Below are 20,367 nucleotides of genomic sequence, written 5' to 3'. Positions count from 1 at the left end.
GGGCTCGGGTCCGTCGTTTGTCAGGCCCCTTATCCGGTCGAATGATCGTAAAGAACGTTGCCGGTCGCGCCATCGACGCCGGAGAGGCTAACCTCGTATCCCCAGAGGTGGCGGATATGGGTGAGGGTTTCGTTTCGGCTGGTCTCTTCGAGAAGAAGGCCGTCATTGACGGTGTGCTTCAGCCGCAGCCGGCGGTCACCGAGGAGATCGACGTCGACGACCTGAATATCGGGCTGCCTGGCGCTGACATCGTAGCTGCGGGCGAGAGCCGAGCGGATTTCCGCGTAGCCGCGCTCGTTGTGGATGGATGAAACCTCGCAGAACTTGTCGGCCGCCATGTCGGACAGCCGGAAGAGCCGGAACTTGCGGATCACGGCTGGGCTCAGATATTGCAGGATGAAGGATTCATCGCGGTGGTTCGCCCATGCGTCGCGCAAAGTCCCCATCGGGTCGTTGTTGCCGGCCATGGAGGGGAACCAGTTCCGGTCCTCGTCGGTCGGATTGGTGCAGATGCGTTCGATATCCTGCATCATCGCGAAGCCGAGCGCATAGGGGTTGATGCCGGAGAAACGGGGATCGTCGAAGCCCGGCTGGAAGACGACGTTGGAGTGGCTGCTCAGAAGCTCCAGCATGTTGCCTTCGCTGATCTTGCCCTGGTCGAACAGGCGGTTGATGATCGTGTAGTGCACGTAGGTCGCGCACCCCTCGTTCATCACCTTGGTCTGCCGTTGCGGGTAGAAATATTGGGCGATGATGCGCACGATCCTGAGGATCTCGCGCTGCCAGGGCTCCAGGATCAGGCTGTGTTTCTCGATGAAGTAGAGAAGGTTCTCCTCCGGCAGGTTGAGAGCTTTCTTGCGTTCGGAGGCATTGCGCTCCGCCTCGTGCGGATCACGGCTGTCGACGGAAGAGGGCAGGGTGCGCCAGAGGTCGCTATAGGTATGCTCCTCATATTCCAATCGTTCACGCGCCCGCTCGCGCACCTTCTCGGAGGAGAGGCGGGGAGGGCGGCGGTAGCGGAAGACGCCATTGTCCATCAGCGCATGGGCGGAATCGAGGATCGCCTCGACCGCCTCGGTGCCGTGCCGCTCCTCGCATTTGGCGATATATTTCTTGGCGAAGTCCATGTAGCCGAGAATGGCGCCGGCATCCGTCCATTGGCGGAACAGATAGTTGTTCTTGAAGAAGTGGTTGTGCCCGAAGGAAGCATGCGCGATGACCAGCGTCTGCATGGCCATCGTATTTTCCTCCATCAGATAGGCGATGCAGGGGTTGGAATTGATGACGATCTCATAGGCGAGTCCCCGGTGGCCCTTGCGATAGAGGCTGTCCTCGTAAATGAAGCGCTTGCCGAAGGACCAGTGCTGGTACATTAGCGGCATGCCGACTGAGGAATAGGCGTCCAGCATCTGTTCCGATGAGATGATCTCCAGCTGGTTCGGATAGATATCCAGCCCCATCTCGCCGATCGCGATATCCTGGATGGCGTCGTGGACGATCGATAGTGTTCCGAAATTCCAGTCGGAGCCTTCAAACAGCAGCTCGGAACTCTCCGCTCGCTTCGCCATGTCGGTCTTCCCTCAGTTATGCGTACGCGCGCCGGCTTTGCGGCTGAAGAGCTTGCGAAAGACCGGGTAGATATTGCCTGGTCTTGCGATGCGGGCCATGTGGAAGTTGGGGATCTCGCCATCGACGGTCCGGTAGGCACGCCATAGCGAGGTGCCGTTGTCGGTGGCACCGAATATCTCGGTCTCGCGTTCGTCGATGATCTCGACATAGGCGTAATATTGGCAAAGCCGCATCAGGTCGCCGCGCAGGAGTGCTGCGCAACGCTCGGAATCGCCGCTGCTGTTGTCGCCGTCGGAAGCCTGGGCCGCGTAGATGTTCCACATGTCGGCCGGATAGCGCGACTCGATGATCCGCTGCATCTCCTCGAGTGCCGTGGAAACCACCGTGCCGCCGCTCTGCTTGCTGTAGAAGAACGTCTCCTCGTCGACCTCATGCGCCTCGTCTGTGTGCCGGATGAAGATGATGTCGATCCGGCCGTAACGGCGCTTGAGGAAGAGGTGCAGCAGTACGAAGAAGCGCTTGGCGAGATCCTTCTCGCGCTCGCCCATCGAGGCCGAGACGTCCATCAGGCAGAACATCACGGCATTGGCGTTCGGCACCGGCTGGCGCTCGAAGCGGTTGAAGCGAACGTCGACGGGATCGACATAGGAAATTCGCCGGCGGCGGCGCTCCAGCGTCGTCAGCTCGTCGCGTAGGGCTGTCAGCTTGCGGCGGGTCTCGGTCGAGAGCGGCGTCTCGGATTCGAGAGCGGCGATCTCATCGGTGATGAGCTTCACCTGTCGCTCGCTCGGCCGCTGCAAGGCCATGCGCCGGCCGAAGCTGTTGCGCATGGTGCGGCCGATATTGATGTTGGTGGGAGAACCCGAGGTGGTGAAGCCGACGCGCTGCGGCTTGAATGTTACTGTTTCCTTGAGGCTCAGCTTGACCAGATCGGGCAATTCCAGGTCCTCGAAGAAAAGATCGAGCACCTCTTCGCGCGACAGGATGAACTGAAAATCGTCATCGCTTCCGCCGCCACCCGCGCCATGTCCACCTCCGCCGCCCGCGCCGCCATCGGGCTTGGAGATCCGGTCGCCCGCCGAAAACTCCTTGTTTCCCGGCAGCACATGTTCCCGATTGCCCGATGTGGAAGAGGGGCGGAAGCTCGGCTCGCCGGCGCCGCGCGCAGGCATCGGAACGCCATGGGCGGTGTCGACATCCGCTATCTTGTCGGATTTGATCTGATCCTTGATCGCCCGCTTCAGCTCGTCGCGGGCGCGTTTCAGGAATCGTTGCCGGTTGCCGAGGCTCTTGTCCTTCGGGTTAAGCCGGCGGTCGATGAAATTCGGCATACGCCAATCCCTCGCTTTGGCTCCGGTTTTGGCATCGTCAACCGGCCTTGTTCACCCGCATGTACCAATCGACCAGTCGGCGGACCTGGCGCGCGGTGTAGCCACGCTCGATCATCCGCTGAACGAATTCGTCATGCTGCTTCTCGGTCGAGCTGTCCTTCTTGGAGCCGAAGCTGATGACGGGCAGCAGATCCTCGACCTGACCGAACATCCGCTTTTCGATCACCTCGCGCAGTTTCTCGTAGCTTGTCCATGCCGGATTACGGCCGCCATTGCGCGCCCTTGCCCGCAGCGTGAACTTCACCACTTCGTTGCGGAAATCCTTGGGGTTGGCGATGCCGGCAGGCTTTTCGATCTGCGAGAGCTCGCTGTCCAGGATTTCGCGGTTCAGGATCTGCCCGGTATCGGCATCCTTGAAATCCTGGTCCTCCAGCCAGGCATCCGCATAGGATATGTAGCGGTCGAAGAGGTTTTGGCCATATTCGCTGTAGGATTCCAGATAGGCCTTCTGGATTTCGTGACCGATGAACTCGGCATAGCGGGTGGCGATTTCCGACTTGATGAAGTCGAGGTAACTGGCCTCCATTTCCTTCGGAAACTGCTCGCGCTTGATCGCCTGCTCGAGGATATACATCAGGTGCACGGGATCGGCGGCGACTTCCTTGGTGTCGTAGTTGAAGGTCTCCGAGAGCACCTTGAAGGCAAAGCGGGTGCTGATACCGTTCATGCCTTCGTCGACGCCGGCGACATCGCGATATTCCTGTACGGACTTCGCCTTGGGATCGGTGTCCTTCAGGTTTTCGCCGTCATAGACGCGCATTTTGGTGTAGAGCGGCGAGTTCTCATGGCGGATCAGGCGTGTCGCCACCGTAAAGCGGCTCAGATTTTCAAGAACCTCCGGCGCGCAGGCGCTCTTGGCGAGCTCGCTTTCGCGCAACAGCTTCTCGTAGATCTGCCGTTCCTCGGTCACGCGCAGGCAATAGGGCACCTTGACCACGAGGATACGGTCGAGGAAGGCCTCGTTGTTGCGGTTGTTCTTGAATTGCTGCCACTCGGATTCGTTGGAGTGGGCAACCACGATGCCCTGATAGGGGAAGGCGCCGAAGTTTTCGGTGCCGTTGTAGCTGCCCTCCTGCGTTGCCGTCAGCAGCGGGTGCAGCACCTTGATTGGCGCCTTGAACATTTCGACGAATTCGAGCAACCCCTGCGTCGTGCGGTTGAGGCCGCCGCTGTAGGAATAGGCATCGGGGTCGGCCTGACTGTAGTTCTCCAGCTGCCGAATATCGACCTTGCCAACCAGCGCCGAGACGTCCTGGTTGTTTTCGTCACCCGGCTCGGTCTTGGCAATCGCGATCTGGCGAAGTCTCGATGGCATCAGCTTGACGACGCTGAAGCGCGAGATATCGCCGCCGATCTCGTCGAGCCGCTTGGTGGCCCAGGGGGAAATCAGCCCGGTGAGCCGGCGCCTGGCAATCCCGTACTTGTCTTCCAAGAGATCGGACATGCGCTCCGGCTGGAAGAGACCCAGCGGTGATTCGAAGACCGGGCTTACCTGTCCGTCGATCGCCAGCGTGTAGATCGGGAAGCGCTCCATCAGCTTCTTCAGCCGTTCGGCGAGAGACGACTTGCCGCCGCCTACGGGACCGAGGAGATAGAGGATCTGCTTGCGCTCTTCGAGACCCTGCGCGGCATATCTGAAATAGCCGACGATCCGCTCGATCGTGTCTTCCATTCCATAGAAATCGGCAAAGGCGGGATAAATCTTGACGGTGCGGTTGGAGAATATGCGGCCTAATCGCTCATCGGCGCTGGTGTCGATTAGTTTAGGTTCGCCAATGGCTTCCACCATGCGTTCCTGCGCGGTGGCATATAGTCGTTTGTCATCACGGCAGGCCAGGAGGTATTCCTGGAGACTTAGCTCTTCTTGCGCGGCGTTCGTATAGATCTCCGAAAACAGATCGAATACGTCGCTTTCGCTCTTCTGCATCTTTGCTCTCCCGCGGCCGGTTGAATGAGGACGGGATCGCTACGTGTCGGCTCGCGAGATAAGAACGCGTCAGACTATTTTATTACAATGCGCTTACGAAGTTCGGGACAGTCTGTAGCCGATAGCCGCGATACTCGTCAGACTCACATTATGCAGCCGACGTGGCAGATCGCCAAGGGCGCAGATAGGTTTTCACTCTTTTTTGCACGATATGTGACAAATCTCGTTCATGCACAAAAAAGGGGCCGCTGAACGGCCCCTTTCTGTTGCTTTGCGCTGACGTTTAGTTCGGCAGAGCGTAGGCGATGACGTAGTCGCCACGGATATCCGACTGGCGTGCGCCGCCGGCCGAGATGATGACGTACTGCTTGCCTGTCTTCGGCGACTTGTAGGTCATCGGGCTGCCCTGGCTGCCGACGGGCAGACGGGCCTTCCAAACTTCCTTGCCGGTCGCCGTGCTGAAGGCGCGCAGGTAGAAGTCCTGCGTACCGGCGATGAAGATCAGGCCGCCCTGGGTGGCGAGCGTGCCGCCGAGCGTCGGCATGCCGATCGGGATCGGCAGACCCATCTTGATACCGAGCGGGCCGGTATCTTCGACGGTGCCGACAGGAACCTGCCAGGCGATTTTCTGCGTCTTCATGTCGATTGCCGTCAGGCTGCCGAAGGGCGGAGCCTGGCAGGGAATGCCGAGCGCCGACAGGAAGCGGTTCTTGTCGACCGCGTAAGGCGTGCCCTTCATCGGCACGAGGCCCATGCCGGTGTTGACGGACTCACCACCGCTGTTGACGGCCTTGGTCGGTGCGGCTTCCTTCATCTGGATCCACAGGCCGAGGCGCATGTCGTTGACGAAGATGTAGTTGGAGTTCGGATCGGTCGAAAGACCGCCCCAGTTCATGCCACCCAGCGAGCCTGGGAAGTTGAGCGCGAGGTCGGTGCCCGGAACCGTGTAGACGCCATCGTAGCGCATGCCCTTGAAGGCAATGCGGCACAGCAGCTGGTCAAACGGCGTCGCACCCCACATGTCGCTTTCGGTCAGCGTCTTGGCGCCGATCTGCGGCATGCCGACGGAGAGCTTCTGGGTCGGAGCGTAAGGCTCGTTCGGGATGTTGCCCGGCTTGACCGGGACATCGTCGACCTTGGTCAGCGGCTGACCGGTTGCGCGGTCGAGCACGTAGAGCTGACCCGCCTTGGTGCCGAACACCAGAGCCGGAACCGTGGTGCCGTCGGCCTTCGGGAAGTCGATGAACGAAGGCTGCATCGGAACGTCGAAATCCCACAGATCGTTGTGAACGGTCTGGTAGACCCACTTCTCACGACCGGTGGTGGCGTCCAGCGCCAGCATCGAGGCACCGTACTTGTGGTCGAGATCCGTGCGGGTCGCGCCGTAAAGGTCGACTGACGGGCTACCGACCGGCATGAAGACGGTGTTGGAAGCCGGATCATAAGACATCGACGCCCAGACGTTCGGGGTCGAACGCGTGTAGCTTTCGCCCGGAGGCGGCAGAAGCGTGATGTTCGGATTGCCCGGGTCGAATGCCCAACGCAGCTGGCCGGTCACGACATCGAAGCCGCGCATGACGCCGCCAGGCATGTCGGTGCTGACGTTATCGGCAACGCGGCCGCCGACGACAACGGTGGTGCCGGCAAGCGTAGGCGCCGAGGTCAGAACGTAGCTCGGATCAGCCGCCTGGCCCATGCCGACCTTGAGGTCGACGCGGCCGTTGGTGCCGAAATCGGGGCAGAAAGCGCCGGTGTCGGCGTCGAGCGCGATCAGCTCGGCGGTGATCGTGTTCATCAGGATGCGGCGTTCGCAAAGCGCGCCGGGTGCGACGTTAACCGCGGTAACCGGCGTGGAGTTCGGTGCCGAAGGCTGTTCGAGCGCACGCGTCGCATCGAAGTAAGCGAGGCCACGGCAGCGCATCCAGACGGACGACTTGGCGTTGATCTCGGCCTTCCAGATTTCCTTGCCGGTATCGGCATCGATCGAGATGACGTTGTTGTGCGGGGTGCACACGAACACGCGATCGCCGACCTGCAGCGGGGTTTCCTGGTCTTCCGCGCCGTTGGCGCCGGGGCTGATCGGCGTGTCGCCGGTGTGGTATTCCCACGCGACCTTCAGATCGTTGACGTTATCGACGTTGATCTGGTCGAGCGCCGCGAAGCGGCTGCCGCCCGAGGTGTTGCCGTAGGCTTCCCAGTTCTTCTGCTCGCGGGCCGGATCGACCGGCGTGCGGGCCGGGCCGGCGCCAGTGGCGACGACCGGCGGATGCGGAATGAACATGCCGTAGAAGGCTGCGCCGGTGCCGATCGCGAGGATCAGAGCAAGGCCGAACGAAGCGCCGTAAGCGGGCGTGCGGCCAGCCGAGCGACGCAGCAGCGGGAAGGAGAGCGCAACGACGACGGAGCCGACGGCAATCGCCAGCAGTCGCGAGATCAGCGGCCAGAACTCAAAGCCGGCGTCCCAGATTGCCCAGATGGCCGAGAGCACGAAGATGAGCCCGAAGAGCAGGGCGCCCAGCGGCTTGCGCCGGATGATGAGCAGGCCAGCGATCACAAGTCCGATGCCGGCGAGCAGGAAATACCAGCTGCCGCCCAGCGAGACGAGCTTGCCGCCGCCGACCGCGAAAAACAGCCCGGCGAGCGTGACGACCACGCCGAGCAATACCAGCCACAGGCGACCTAACAGCGCCGGTGGGTTCGGTGATTTATCCATTGAATAGCCTCATTGCATATCCGGCAAACGAAAATGGAAAGCCTGCAACGCGAAATGCTCGCCGCGCTCGTCCGCCGTTCGGTTAGCTGTCTTAACGACAGCAGGCGAAAAGTGGCAGTTTCGAGCGCATGCAGGCAGGCGAACCATGATCTACGAAAAGCGGCGCGTTCGGCGCCAATCCGGGAAATCTGCAAAAGTCCATCAGGCTCGTCCTACGTGGTTCGAAGTTCACGCGTCAGGCACCGACGGAGGGAGACAGCACCTTAACGTCTCCAACCCTGCGCTGGATATATCGCCAGCGGCTGCATGGTGGCAAGTGCTATTTTAGACGGATGAATAACGAGCGGCGAGGGGATCGAGGGCTCGGATTCTGCGCTGGGAAAGCATTCCGGATTCCGGCGCTCAAAGTTTCAGAACGGGTTCGTCGTGGCGCTTTCGATCTTCACCGGTTTCTTGTTCGACAGCCGCTCGATGCAGCCGGCATAGGTGGCATGCATGGGATAGATCCGCGATGTCGGAATGACCCAGTCGGGCTCGTTGCCCTGGAACGAGACATTGATGTCAGCCATTCCGCGGAGTGCGGCGCGAATAATGCCCTGAACACCGCCCGCGTTAGAATTCCCAGGCAGGCTCCAGACACGCAGGCTCTTGCTGTCGGCGCCGATGGCGGGCACCTCCATGCTGTTGCTCTTGCCTGTTACCGAAACCTGTGTGGAAAGGTGCTCCGGGAGCGACCATGCATCGTTCTTGATGATCCAGGAGGCATCCTTGAGGCTTTCGCGGAATTCGACGGTCTTTCCCGTCATGCTGTCCCAAACCAGCGCGCAATAGGGCTCGCCGCCATTATGGACATAACCGATCGACCATTGGCGGGATGATCCGATCCATTCCTCGGTGCCGTTGGCAACCAGCGGAGCGGCGGCGCTGAAGAGAGCGGCAGCAAGAACAACTCTCGCGGAAAGAACGGCGAACGGTCTCATTTTTCCGTACCTCAGTGCAACACGGCTTGGCCTTCAGGGCGCTGCCCTTGAACCGTCCTTGTCGCACAAACAGGTTTCAAACCGGTGAATCGCCGCGCTTCCCGCTTGTCGCCACTGCCCGCTTGTGTGTCAGGGTGTCGATCGGCACGTCTCCGATGTTGGCCAACTGCATGCGGACAAACGGCGCCGCGCCCGTTGGTATCTAGTAGCCCCGCGGCGCTACGAGTGGATGACAGTAAGCGCTGCGATGACTTCGCGCGCCGCGCGCTGCCCGCTTTGAAGCGCACCGTGTGCGGTCGAGAAATTGGTCGTGTCGGTGGCCTCGCCGGCGAAAAAAACGCGCTCGTCGAAGGGTTTGGCAAGCGCGATACGGGCGTCGGCCTGGCCGGGCAGGGCGTGGCTATACGCGCCTCCGATCGAAGCCGTTCTTGCCCAATCCGACGCTATGAGCGGACGAAGATTGCGCCTGATGTCGCCGCCGAAGAGACCCACGAGCTGATCCGACGCGCGGGCGAATACAGCCTCAGAGCCCTCATCTGCCACGTGGCGCGCGCCCGCACCGCCCAGGTAGCACTCGATCACGGGCTGGCCGAACGGCCGAATATAGTAGCTGCCGGTCGATGCATCCCGGGGGTCGCCGATGAGGTGGGTCTCATCCTCGAAGGGCGCCGATCCCGTGATTTCGAAAAACAGTTTCTCGTTCCAGCCGAGAGGCAGACGCTGCGCCGCCTGCCGCCAGGGGTCCAAGGCGGATGGCCAGCGGATCGAATCTCCTGCCAATACGTTGGTGGATGTGGTGACGATCACCGCTCTGGCGCGCACTGTCCCTGAAGCTGTCTTGACCTCGATGCGCCGCCCCTCAAGCGCGATCGCCTCAACGGGCGTGGACAGGCTGACGATCGCCTGAGCAGGCATTGCGGCGCTGACAAGCGTGCCGTAGCCCGCGGGCACACGCCAGTTGAGATCAGTCGAGGCCTCGTCGTAGGCGGCGTAGTCCTTGCAGGAAATGCGCTCGAGTTCGTCTCCGCTGATGTAGCCGCTCAGCGCTTGCAGATAACTCGTCCACCCGTCCGCCGGATCGATTGCGTCGGCGGCGACGTCGGAGCGAGGAGGATTGGTCGCAACACGCTCGGTCCACTGTTCAAACGCCAGATACGCATCATCTCGTTCGGATTGGGTAAAACCCAGATCACGGAACTGATCACCCCAGGCGGACGGTCCGCGATCGACATCAAAGCCGATCTCGCCAGCCAAGCCGACCCAGGGATTTCTGTCGGCGGAGTGCAGCCAGCCGCAGCCGAGATCGACGACACTGCCTGCCGCTTGTTGTGTGAAGGCGCGGCCACCGGTCCGAGGGAGGGTTTCCAGAACCAGGACCTTCAACCCGGCTTCGACGAGACCGCGGGCAGCGCCTGTGCCAGCGGCGCCGGCGCCAACGACTACGACATCAGGATCTTCGGTCATCTACATTGCCTAGGCGGTTCTCTTGGTGGCAAGCCGGGCATGAAACGGCTCGGTAAATATGAACTCTAAAATAACGCATCGATCAATTCCGGTCATGTCCCAACGGTCGCCGGCGGCTCGTGCCGGATCGTGCGGAGCATCGAATTTCTCGTCAAGCGAAATACCACCCAGCGCTTCGTTCTTCCCTTCTATCCGGTTGCGTTTTCAGCGAGCGAGACAATCGGCGAGATCGGCGCTATACGTCGGTGGAGTTATGTCCGGGGTTCATGAATGCAGCGCGAAGAGTTGGTCGATCTGAATGCTTTCCTGATGGTGGCGGAAGAGCAAAGCTTTACGCGCGCCGCAGCCAAGCTTGGTACCTCGCAATCGGCGCTCAGCCACACGATCAGGCGTTTGGAGACAAGGTTAGGCGTCCGGCTTCTCACGCGCACGACACGGAGCCTTGCGCCGACCGAAGCAGGCGAGCGCCTGCTTGGTACGTTGCGGCCCGCGCTGGATAGCATTGCCACGGAGCTCGGTTCGCTGAGCGAGCTGCGCGAAAGGCCGGCCGGAACGATCCGCATCACGACGTCCGAGCATGCAGCCAACACCGTGCTCTGGCCGACGCTCGAACGAATGCTCGTCGACTATCCCGACATTCACGTCGAGCTCAGCATTGATTCCGGCCTGATCGATATCGTTACCGAACGGTTCGACGCGGGTGTCCGGCTGGGAGAGGCGCTGGCGAAGGACATGATCGCGACGCGCATCGGTCCCGCCTTGCGCATGGCAGTGGTTGCGTCGCCGGCCTATTTCGAAGGCAAGACCAAGCCGGTCCTGCCGCAGGATCTTGCCGACCACACCTGTATAAACCTGCGCCTGCTAAGCGCGGGCGGGCTCTATACATGGGAGCTGGAAAAGGACGGGCGCGAAGTCAGGGTTCGAGTCGACGGCCAGCTTACCTTCAACAATGTCCGCATGATCGTTCGTGCGGCTGTCGCCGGCTTCGGCCTTTGCTTCGTGATGGAGGATATGGTGGCCGAGCATCTTGCTGACGGCAGGCTTGTGCGCGTGCTGGAGGACTGGTGCCCGCCATTTGCCGGCTATCATCTCTATTACCCCAGCCGCCGCCAGCCATCCGCCGCCTTTGCTGTACTCGTGGACGCATTGCGGTATCGCGGCTGATCCACAGCGGTGCCGCCTAGCCAATGGCGCTGCTCCGGCAAGAAATCAGGCGGCGCGGCATCGAGTAACGCCGCGCCCGCAGTCGCATTCGAACCGTGCCGACCCTATTCGAGATAGGACATGATCACCGACGCAACCTGAGCCTGCTCACTCGTGTCCGATGCCGTTGCGGCCGAGGTCGCTGTCTCCGGCGGCGTGGTGGCCGTCGTCGTGGTCGCAGCGGCGGCGCTTGCGCCAGAGAGCGGGCCGTTGGTCAGCGCCTGCACCTGGGCTGAGGTCATCGCGTTGATCTGCGCCGGCGTGAAGGCTTCGGCCTGGCTCACCGTCAGCGCGCTGAGCGCCCTTGTGCTCAGGCCCGAAACCGCACTGGAGCTCAGCGCGATGATGCTCTCGGGGGAGAAGCCAGCGAGGTCATCCGGACCGAGAGCCGCGGCCTGAACGACATTGAGCGCGCCGATCTGGGTCGTTGAAAGCATGCCGATCTGCGCCGTGCTCATCGCCACGACCTGGCTATAGCTGAGCGCCGCCACCTGACCCGTGGTCAGCGCAGCGATGTCGTTCGACGGCAGGGTTGAAAACAGCGCTGTCGTCAGTCCCTTGATCGAGGTCGGCGTAATCGCCGCGAACTCTTCGGTCGACAGCGTCTGCAACTGGTCGGTCGTCAAGCCGGCAAGCCCGGTCGAGCTCAGGGCCGCGATCTGGTTGGTGGAGAAGGTGCTGAACTGATCCGTGCTCAGTGCGTGGATCTGATCGCTGGTCAGGCCGGAAATCCCGGAACTGCCGAAAGCCGCGATCTCCTCGGTGGAGAGTGACGCGATGAAGCCCGTCGACAGCCCCTTCATGGCGCCGGAGCTGATCGCCGCGAGCTTGGCGGGCGTCAGCGCGTCCAGGCTGGACGAGGTCAGCCCCTTCAGCGCATCCGAACTGAGCGCCGCGATCTGGCTTGTCGACAGTCTTTCCATCTGATCGATATTCAGCGCGCCGGCCTGGGCGCTGCCGAGACCGGCGATCCCCTGCGCGCTCAGCGCCGCCACCTGCTCGACCGAGAGCACGGCGATATCGCCGGTGCTGAGCGCCGCCACCTGGGCCGAGCCCAGCGCGCCGATCTGGCCTGTCGACAGCATCTCGACCTGGCTTGTGCTCAGGGCCGCGATCTGGGCGGTGGAGAGACCGGCAATGCCCGCCGTGCTCAGCGCGCCGATCTGTTCGGCCGATAGCGAGGCGATCGTCGTCGGCGACAATCCGGAGATGGCGGCCGAGCTGATCGCCGCGATTTCGGCGGTGGTGAAGCTGTCGAGGTCATCCGTGCCGAGTGCGGCGATCTGCTTGGAGCTCAGCACGCCGATCTGCGTGCTGGTCAGCGCTTCAGCCTGGTCGACGCTGAGAGCCGCGATCTGGTCCGTGCTGAGACCGGCAATGCCTGCGGTGCTCAGCGCTGCGATCTGGCTTGGCGAAAGCGAGGCAAGCGCTGCGGTCGACAGGCCGGAGATGGCCGACGAGCTGATCGCCGCGATCTCGGCCGTGGTGAAGCTGTCGAGATTGCCAGACGTCAGAACCGCGACCTGCCGTGAGGAAAGGGCGCCGATCTGGATGCTGGTCAGCGCCTCCATCTGGTCGCTATGCAGCGCAACCAGCTGGCTGGTCGAAAGCCCCGCTATGCCAGCCGTGCTCAGCGCCGCGATCTGTTCCGGCGAAAACGCGCCGATGTCGGCTGTGTTCAGCACCGCGATCTGCTTGGAGGTCAGCGCGCCGACCTGGGCGGTCGTCAGTGCTTCCACCTGGTTGGTGCGCAGCGCTCCGATCTGGTCGCTGGTGAGGCCGGCAATGCCGGTGGGGCTGAGGGCAGAGATTTGGTCGCCCGAGAGCGAGGCGATCGCCGATGTCGAAATCCCTGCGATCGCGCTGGAGGTGATCGCGGCCATGTCGGCGGTACTGAAACTGTCGAGATCATCCGTTCCGAGTGCGGCGATCTGCTTCGAGTTCAGCGCGCCCACCTGAACGCTGGTGAAGGCCTCGACCTGGCGCACGCTGAGCGCGCCGATCTGATCGCTGGTCAGGCCTGCGATCCCCGCCGTGCCCAAGGCCGCGATCTGGTCGATCGAAAGCGCCGCGATACGGTCGGTGGCAAGCGCCCCGACCTGCTTGGAGCTCAACGCGCCGATCTGCGCTGTTGTCAGCACCTCCACCTGGTTGGAGCCGAGCGCGGCCATCTGGCCGCTGGACAGACCCGAAATTCCGGCCGAGCTCATGGCGACGATCTGGGCCGTCGACAGCGCGCTGATCGCGGCTGTCGAAAGGCCAAGGATCGCGCCCGAGCCGATGGCGGCGATGTCGGCGATGGAGAAATGCGAGAGATCGTCTGTGCCCAGGGCGGCAATCTGCCTTGAGTTCAAGGCGCCGACCTGCAGGCTGGTCAGGGCCTCGGTCTGGTCGGTGCTCAATGCCGCGATCTGGTCGCTGCTGAGACCGGGCAAGCCGGCCGTGCTCAATGCCGCGACCTGCGCGGTCGTCAGCGATGCGAGGTCGTCGGTGCCAAGCGCTCCGATCTGTCGCGAGCTCAAGGCCGCGATCTGGCTCGTGGTCAGCGCTCCGATCTGGTCGCTGCTGAGCGCGCTGATGAGATCGACGGTCAGGCCGGCGATGCCAGCAGTGCTGAGGGCCGCGATCTGGCTTGTCGTCAGCGTCGCGAGCGCGGCTGCCGACAGGCCGGCGATGGCGCCGGAGTTGATCGCGGCGATGTTCTTCGCCGACAGGATGGCGATATCGTCGGTGCTGAGAGCCGCCGTCTGCTTCGAGCTCAGCGCTCCGATCTGCGCCGACGTCAGCGCTTCCACCTGATCGGTGCGCAGCGCCGCGATCTGGCCGGTCGTCATCCCCGTGATCGCCGCCGTGTTCAGCGCCGCGATCTGGCTCGCCGAGAGCGCCGCGATTGTGCCGGTCGACAGGCCGGCGATGGCGCCGGAGCCGATGGCGGCCATGTCCTTGGTTGAGAAGGTCGCGATATCATCAGCTGTCAGAGCCGCGAGCTGCGACGAGCTCAGGCCGCTGATCTGGCTGCTGGTCAGCGCTTCCGCCTGGGCGGTGCTGAGTGCCGCAAGCTGCTGGGTGGTGAGGCCTGCAATCGCATTCTTGCTCAGCGCGGCGATCTGCGCCGTCGTCAGGGCCCGGATCGTGTCCGTCGACATGCCGCCCAGCGCGCTTGATGTGATCGCGGCGATATCCTTGGTGGAGAAGGTCACGACATCATCCGGCCCGAGGACCGAGAGCTGGCTGGAATTCAGCGTTCCGACCTGGTTGCTGGTGAGCGCCTCTGCCTGTGCGGTCGAAAGTGCCGCCAGCTGCTGCGAGGTCAGTCCGGTGATACCACCAACCGAGAGAGCAGCGATCTGCGCTGTCGAGAGTGCCGCGATGTCGTCCGTGCGCAGCGCGCCGATCTGAGAGGAGCTTAGTGCCGCCATCTGCTTGGTCGAGAGCGCCAGGATCTGCGTGTTGCTAAGGGCCGCGACTTGGCTGGTCGAAAGGCCGGAGACGCCGGACGAGCTCATGGCGGCCAGCTGCTGTGTGGTCAGTCCGGCCATGTCGCCCGTGCTGAGCCCCGCCACCTGCTTGGTGGTCATCGCTGCGATCTGGCTGGTGCTAAGCGTATGCAGCTGCGCGCTGCTCAGCGCGTCGACCTGATCGGATGTCAGGCCCGTGATCCCCGATGGCGTCAGGACGGCGATCTGGTCCGTGGAGAGAACGGCGACATTGTCGCCCAGTGCTGCGACCTGCGCCGATGTGAGTGCCTTCACCTGCACGATGGAGAGCTTGGCGATCTGGTCGGTGCCGAGTGCTGCGACCTGGGTGCTCGTGAGGCTGGCCAAAGCACTCGTGCTCAACAACGCGATCTGCGCGGTGGTCAGGCCCGCGACCGCATCGGCGCTGAGGCCGGGCAAGCCCTTGTTGGTGATTGCCGCGATATCGGCGGTCGAGAAGGTCGCGATGTCCTCAGCAGAAAGCGCGGAGAACTGAAGGGACGTCAGCGCCGCCACCTGTACGGGCGACAGTGTCTCGATCTGCGATGTGCTCATCGCAGCGATCTGCAGGCTGGTGAGGCTGGCGATGGCGCTGGTGTTGAGCGCTGCGATCTGCTCGTTCGTCAGTCCTTCGATAGCGTCGCCGCTGAGGCCCGAGATAGCCTTGTTGGTGATCGCCGCGATATCGGCGGTGGAGAAGGTCGCGATGTCATCGGCGCCGAGCGCCGCCATCTGCGCGGAGCTCAGAACCTTCACCTGCGCCGGCGACAGGGCTTCGACCTGCGCGGTGCTGAGAGCGCCGATCTGGTCGCTTGTCAGGCTCGCGACCGCACTCGTGCTCATGGCCGCGATCTGGGCGGTGGACAGCGTTGCGAGTACATCCGTGCTGAGGCCCGGCAGGGCCTTGTTGGTGATCGCTGCGATATCGGCCGTCGAGAAGGTCGCGATATCGCCGGCGTCGAGCGCGCCAAGCTGCAGCGAAGTCAGCGACATCACCTGGAGCGGCAAGAGAGCCTCGACCTGCGCCGAGTTAAGGGCGTTGATCTGGTCGGTCGTCAGGCTAGCGATCGACGTGGTGCTCAAGGCGGCAATCTGGGCAGCGGAGAGGGCAGCGACCTGGTCTGTGCCGAGCGTGGAGATCTGCAGCGTCTTCAGCACGCTGATCTGGGTAGTCGTGAAGGCTCCGATCTGGCCCGATGACAGGCTGGACACGTTGAGGCCGGGGACTGCCTTGCTCGATAGCGCCGCGATATCGGCTGTCGAGAAGGTCGCGATGCCGTCTTCGCCGAGCGCCGAGAGCTGCAGCGAACTCAGCCATGCCACCTGCGCCGGAGTGAATGCCTCGACCTGGCTGGTGCTCAAAACCGCGAGCTGCGTCGTCTTCAGCGCGCTCACCTGTGCCGTCGTCAACGAGGCTATCTGGCCGGTGGAAAAGGTTGCGATGATATCGGTGCTGAGACCGGGGATCGCCTTGCTGGTGATCGCGGCGATATCGGCCGTCGAGAAGGTCGCCATGTGGTCGGCATCGATCGCTGCGAGCTGAACGGAGGTCAGCGATGCGACCTGTGCCGGCGTCAAAGCCTCGACCTGGTCGGTGCTGAGTGCTGCGATCTGCATGCTTGTGAGCCGCGGGATCGTCGTCGAGTTCAACGCCGCGATCTGGGCGGTGGAGAAGGTCGAGATGATATCGGTGGTCAGGCCGGTAACGGCCCTGCTGGTAATCGCGGCGATATCGTCGGTCGAAAAGGTCGCGAGGTGCTCGGCGTCGAACACGGCGAGCTGAACCGAACTCAGCGCCTTCACCTGTGTCGGCGACAGCGCTTCGGTCTGGTCCGTGGTCAGCGCAGCCAGCTGGTCCGTTCCAAGGTTCGCGATCTGCGCGGTGGAAAGCGCCGCGATCTGCGCGGTGGAGAGCGAATCCATGCTGAGCCCGGTAAAGCCCTTGCTGGTGATCGCGGCGATATCGGCTGTCGAAAAGGCTGCGATATCGTCGGCACCGAAGGCCGCGATCTGCGCCGCGCTCAGCGCCTTGACCTGCGCGGGCGTCAGGGCCTCGGCCTGTTCCACGCTCAGCGCGTCGATCTGGTCGGTCGTCAGGCTGGCGATTGCGGCCGTGCTCAGTGCTGCGATCTTGCCGGTCGAGAGACCTTCCAGCTGCCCGGTGCTGAAGCCAGCAATCTGTGCGCCCAGCGAGGTGATCTGGCTGGTCGAGAACGACGCAATCTGGTCGGCGCTCAAGGCTTCGAGCTGGCTGCCGGTGAGATTGGCGATCAGGCTGGTGGACATGGCGGCGATCTGGGCCGACGACAGCGCGCCGATCGCATCCGTGCTCAGGCCCGACATGGCGCGGCTGGAAATCGCGGCGATGGCGGCGGTCGAGAAGGCTTCGATATCGGCGGCGTCGAGCGCTGCCAGCTGCCCGGAGCTCAGCGCCTTCACCTGGACCAGGGAGAGTGCCCGGAATTGGTCGTCGTTCAGGGCCTCGAGCTGCCCGGTCGTCAGGCTCGCGATCGAGCCGGTTCCGAGAGCGGCGATCTGCGCGGTCGACAGCGCCGCGATGGAATCGGGGCTGATGCCGGCGATTGCCCTGCTGCTGATGGCCGCGATATCGGCGACCGAGAAGGCCGCAATGCCATCGGGGTTGAGGACGGCAAATTGGTCGGAGCTGAGTGCCTTCACCTGCTGCGGCGTGAAGGCTTCGATTTGCTCGGGGCTGAGCGCTTCGATCTGTGCGGTCGTCAGGCTCGCCAGCGCGCTGGAGCTGAGCGCGGCGATATGGCCCGGCGAGAGGGCTTCGATCTGTCCGACATCGAGCGAGGCGAGCTGCGCCGTCGTCAGCGTGTTCGCCTGCGCCGTTGTCATCGCCGCGATCTGGTCGGGCGACAGAGCAGACAGGTTCAGGCCCTTCATGGCCTTGGTGTTGATCGCCGCAATGTCTTCGAGCGACAGCATGGCGATGTCATCAGGCCCGAGTGCTGCCAGCTGCGAGGAGGTCATCGCCGCTGTCTGCGCCGGCGTAAACGCTTCGACCTGATCGGCGCTCAATGCACCGACCTGGCTGCTCGTGAGCGACGCGACGGCGCTTGTGTTCAAGGCCGCGATCTGGTCGGGAGACAGAGCCGCGAGAGCCGCCGTCCCGAGACCCTGGATGGCCTTGGTGATGGCGGCGATATCGGCAGTCGAAAAGGTCGCGATATCCTCGGGGCTGAGTGCCGCGAGCTGCGCGGTGGACAGCGCCTTGATCTGGTTCGGGGTCAGCGCTTCCGACTGCTCGGTCGTCAAGGCGCCCAGCTGCGATGTGGTAAGCGCCGAGACCTGGACGGATGTCAGGCTCTCGATGGCGTATTTGTTGAGCGCGTGCAGCTGATCGAAGGTGAAGCCGACGATGGAAGTCTTGGCGATTGCGCTCAGCTGCTGCGAATTCATCGCTTCGACGTCCTCGACGTCGAGCGCCGCGATCTGAGAGGACGATAGCGCCTTGACCTGGGCCGTGGACAGCGACGCGATGTCGTCGGTTGTCCATGCTGCGACTGCCGCGGACGACAGGGATCTGATCTGCGTTATCGTCAGCGTGGATGCAACGGTCGTCATGCTCATCAATCCCAAATGTTCAAATGGCGTCAATAAAAAGCCAGGTCGAAACCCCGATAGCGAACGGCAGGCGGCTTCCGGCCCAAGGTCTGAATGAAGAATCGGTCACCCAAGCCCGCGCAGCTAAGAGCCGAAGGTAGGTTGTGTGGCTTGTCTGAACCTGAAATTGCAGGTGGTCTCTCCCCAAACAGGGGCCGTGCCCGCTGCCGGGAAGAAGGTTAAGTCGCGGGCCTTGCCCGCAGCTGGTGTCGTCCTGCGCCTTCGCGCGGGCACTATCAGCGACCGCGAAATCGCGTGGCGCCGACAATTTCACACATGTCCAAAATTATCACGCAATTGTCATATGAAGGAATCACGGCTCCACTACACGGCGACGCAAAGCGATAGGATTTGCGCATGCCAAAGAGTGGACGAATGAACGTGTATGGGACGGCTCTCTCCGTGCCCTGCATTTTTACCGAGAACGATAGCGGCGGAACGATTCGCGGTTGCCCGCGATTTCTCGCGCTCGTGGCCGGAAAACAGAGCATCCGCCTGCTCGATACGATCAGCGGCAGATCAACGCCGATCGCGCTTCACCGCATCGATCGACGCGGCAGGGCACGGTTTCGCTGGCTCTGACTTCACGTTGAGACCGGCGCGCGTTCGCCTGGAGCGCGATGTTTCCCGCAAGCACGACCGGTCACGAAAACCCTGATTTTCTCCGCCCGACCTTTCCCATGCTGCATTGCACTCTAGCTCATGTCGTATGGAACGCTTCATTCTCGACTTTCAGGAGGCAACCGCATGGTTGCCTGCGTGGCTGGTCAGCATCGGTGTGCTAGCCGCCGCACTGGCCGTGGGCCTGATGATCCATCGCCTCGCTTTTCGCTTTCTAAGCCGCGTGGTCGAAACGCGGGATTTGTTCTGGCGGTCGCTGGTTTCGCGCGGTCGCCGGCCGCTGAGGCTAAGCATCCTCACCCTGACGCTCTCGCTCGGCGCCACCATCGCGCCGTTGACGACGCCGCAGGCGGAGTTCATCCGCCATATCCTGCTCTTGGGCTTCATCGCCGTCGTCGGCTGGATCAGCAAGACCACGCTGCACATCTGGATGACGGTCTATCTGCGCCGCTTCAAGCTCGACGCTGAAGACAATCTGCTAGCGCGCACCCACGTCACCCAATCACGCATCGGCGAGCGCATCGCCGCCTTCATGATCGTCGCGATCACGATCGCCGCAGGACTGATGACCTTTCCGGCCGTACAGCAATATGGCGTGAGCCTGCTCGCATCGGCCGGCGTTGCCGGCATCGTGCTCGGCCTCGCCCTGCAGCCGGTGCTGAAGAATGTATTCGCCGGCATACAGCTTGCGATCACGCAGCCGATCCGCATCGACGATGCGCTGATCGTCGAGGGCGAGTGGGGCAACGTGGAGGAGATCACCTCGACTTATGTCGTGGTCAAGCTCTGGGATTGGCGACGGCTGATCCTGCCGCTCAGCTATTTCATCGAAAACCCGTTCCAGAACTGGACGCGCGAGAGCTCGGCGCTGATCGGGACCGTCATGATCTACCTCGACTATTCTGTGCCTGTTACCGTCATCCGCACGAAAGTCGAGGAAGTCGCCGCCGCCTCCAAGCTCTGGGACAAGCGGGTGGTCGCCGTGCAGGTCACCGATTTCCGCGAAAACGTCATGGAGATCCGCATCCTCGTCTCGGCCTCTAATGCGCCGAAGACCTTCGACCTGCGCTGCGAAATGCGCGAGAAGATCATCGACTTCGTGCAGCGGGAGTATCCGGCGAGCTTGCCGCGCGTGCGGGCCGAGGGTGCCGCCAACCTTAATGGCGTGATGGGCGGCGACGCCGCGGTTCGAGCCTCGGCGCACTCCTGATTGCCGGCGACAATCCCAAGAAGATGAGCGGGCGCTGGAACCGCAAGACAGCCGCGTAGGCGGGGCTCATCGGCCGGGCGACGGCCGATCTCAAAAAAGCAGACGTCTCAACCATTGTTCGGGCGCGTCGCGGACTCCATATACCTTTTGATTAGGGCAGCCGTCTTCAGCGGTTGCCTCCAC

At 62.7% G+C, this 20,367-nt stretch carries 9 protein-coding genes; 2 read left to right on the top strand and 7 right to left on the bottom strand.

Going from position 1 to position 20,367, the window contains the following annotated elements:
- Nucleotides 1–29 precede the first annotated feature (29 nt).
- From ACCD05_RS08550 to ACCD05_RS08525, 6 genes are all read right to left on the bottom strand, one after another.
- Nucleotides 30–1,568 (bottom strand): SpoVR family protein, encoded by a 1,539-nt coding sequence (locus ACCD05_RS08550; protein WP_112435357.1) that lies wholly within the window; start codon nt 1,566–1,568, stop codon nt 30–32.
- Between the two features lie 12 nt (nt 1,569–1,580).
- A complete protein-coding gene (locus ACCD05_RS08545) occupies nt 1,581–2,900 on the bottom strand; it encodes a YeaH/YhbH family protein (protein ID WP_112435356.1) in 1,320 nt (439 codons plus the stop codon).
- 37 nt (nt 2,901–2,937) lie between these two features.
- Complete coding sequence (locus ACCD05_RS08540) at nt 2,938–4,887, bottom strand: PrkA family serine protein kinase (protein WP_018896655.1); 1,950 nt, start codon at nt 4,885–4,887, stop codon at nt 2,938–2,940.
- 283 nt (nt 4,888–5,170) lie between these two features.
- Complete coding sequence (locus ACCD05_RS08535) at nt 5,171–7,600, bottom strand: glucose/quinate/shikimate family membrane-bound PQQ-dependent dehydrogenase (RefSeq protein ID WP_112950009.1); 2,430 nt, start codon at nt 7,598–7,600, stop codon at nt 5,171–5,173.
- 410 nt (nt 7,601–8,010) lie between these two features.
- Nucleotides 8,011–8,580 (bottom strand): hypothetical protein, encoded by a 570-nt coding sequence (locus ACCD05_RS08530; RefSeq protein ID WP_112435354.1) that lies wholly within the window; start codon nt 8,578–8,580, stop codon nt 8,011–8,013.
- Between the two features lie 219 nt (nt 8,581–8,799).
- Complete coding sequence (locus ACCD05_RS08525) at nt 8,800–10,044, bottom strand: NAD(P)/FAD-dependent oxidoreductase (protein WP_112435353.1); 1,245 nt, start codon at nt 10,042–10,044, stop codon at nt 8,800–8,802.
- Between the two features lie 270 nt (nt 10,045–10,314).
- On the opposite strand from ACCD05_RS08525, the gene ACCD05_RS08520 reads away from it, so the two are divergent.
- Nucleotides 10,315–11,208 carry a LysR family transcriptional regulator gene (locus tag ACCD05_RS08520; RefSeq protein WP_112435352.1) on the top strand — a complete coding sequence of 298 codons (894 nt, stop codon included), beginning with the start codon at nt 10,315–10,317 and terminating at the stop codon, nt 11,206–11,208.
- Nucleotides 11,209–11,312: 104 nt separating this feature from the next.
- Here the strand turns inward: ACCD05_RS08520 and ACCD05_RS08515 are convergent, their stop codons facing one another.
- Nucleotides 11,313–18,314 carry a beta strand repeat-containing protein gene (locus tag ACCD05_RS08515; RefSeq protein WP_413392081.1) on the bottom strand — a complete coding sequence of 2,334 codons (7,002 nt, stop codon included), beginning with the start codon at nt 18,312–18,314 and terminating at the stop codon, nt 11,313–11,315.
- Between the two features lie 748 nt (nt 18,315–19,062).
- Here ACCD05_RS08515 and ACCD05_RS08510 point away from each other — a divergent pair.
- A complete protein-coding gene (locus tag ACCD05_RS08510) occupies nt 19,063–20,184 on the top strand; it encodes a mechanosensitive ion channel domain-containing protein (RefSeq protein WP_112435349.1) in 1,122 nt (373 codons plus the stop codon).
- Nucleotides 20,185–20,367 lie beyond the last annotated feature (183 nt).

The organism is Rhizobium sp. Rhizsp42 (assembly GCF_047304155.1).
GTDB lineage: Bacteria > Pseudomonadota > Alphaproteobacteria > Rhizobiales > Rhizobiaceae > Rhizobium.
Note: the sequence above shows the minus strand (reverse complement) of the source record. Positions and strands in the feature narration are given on the sequence as shown.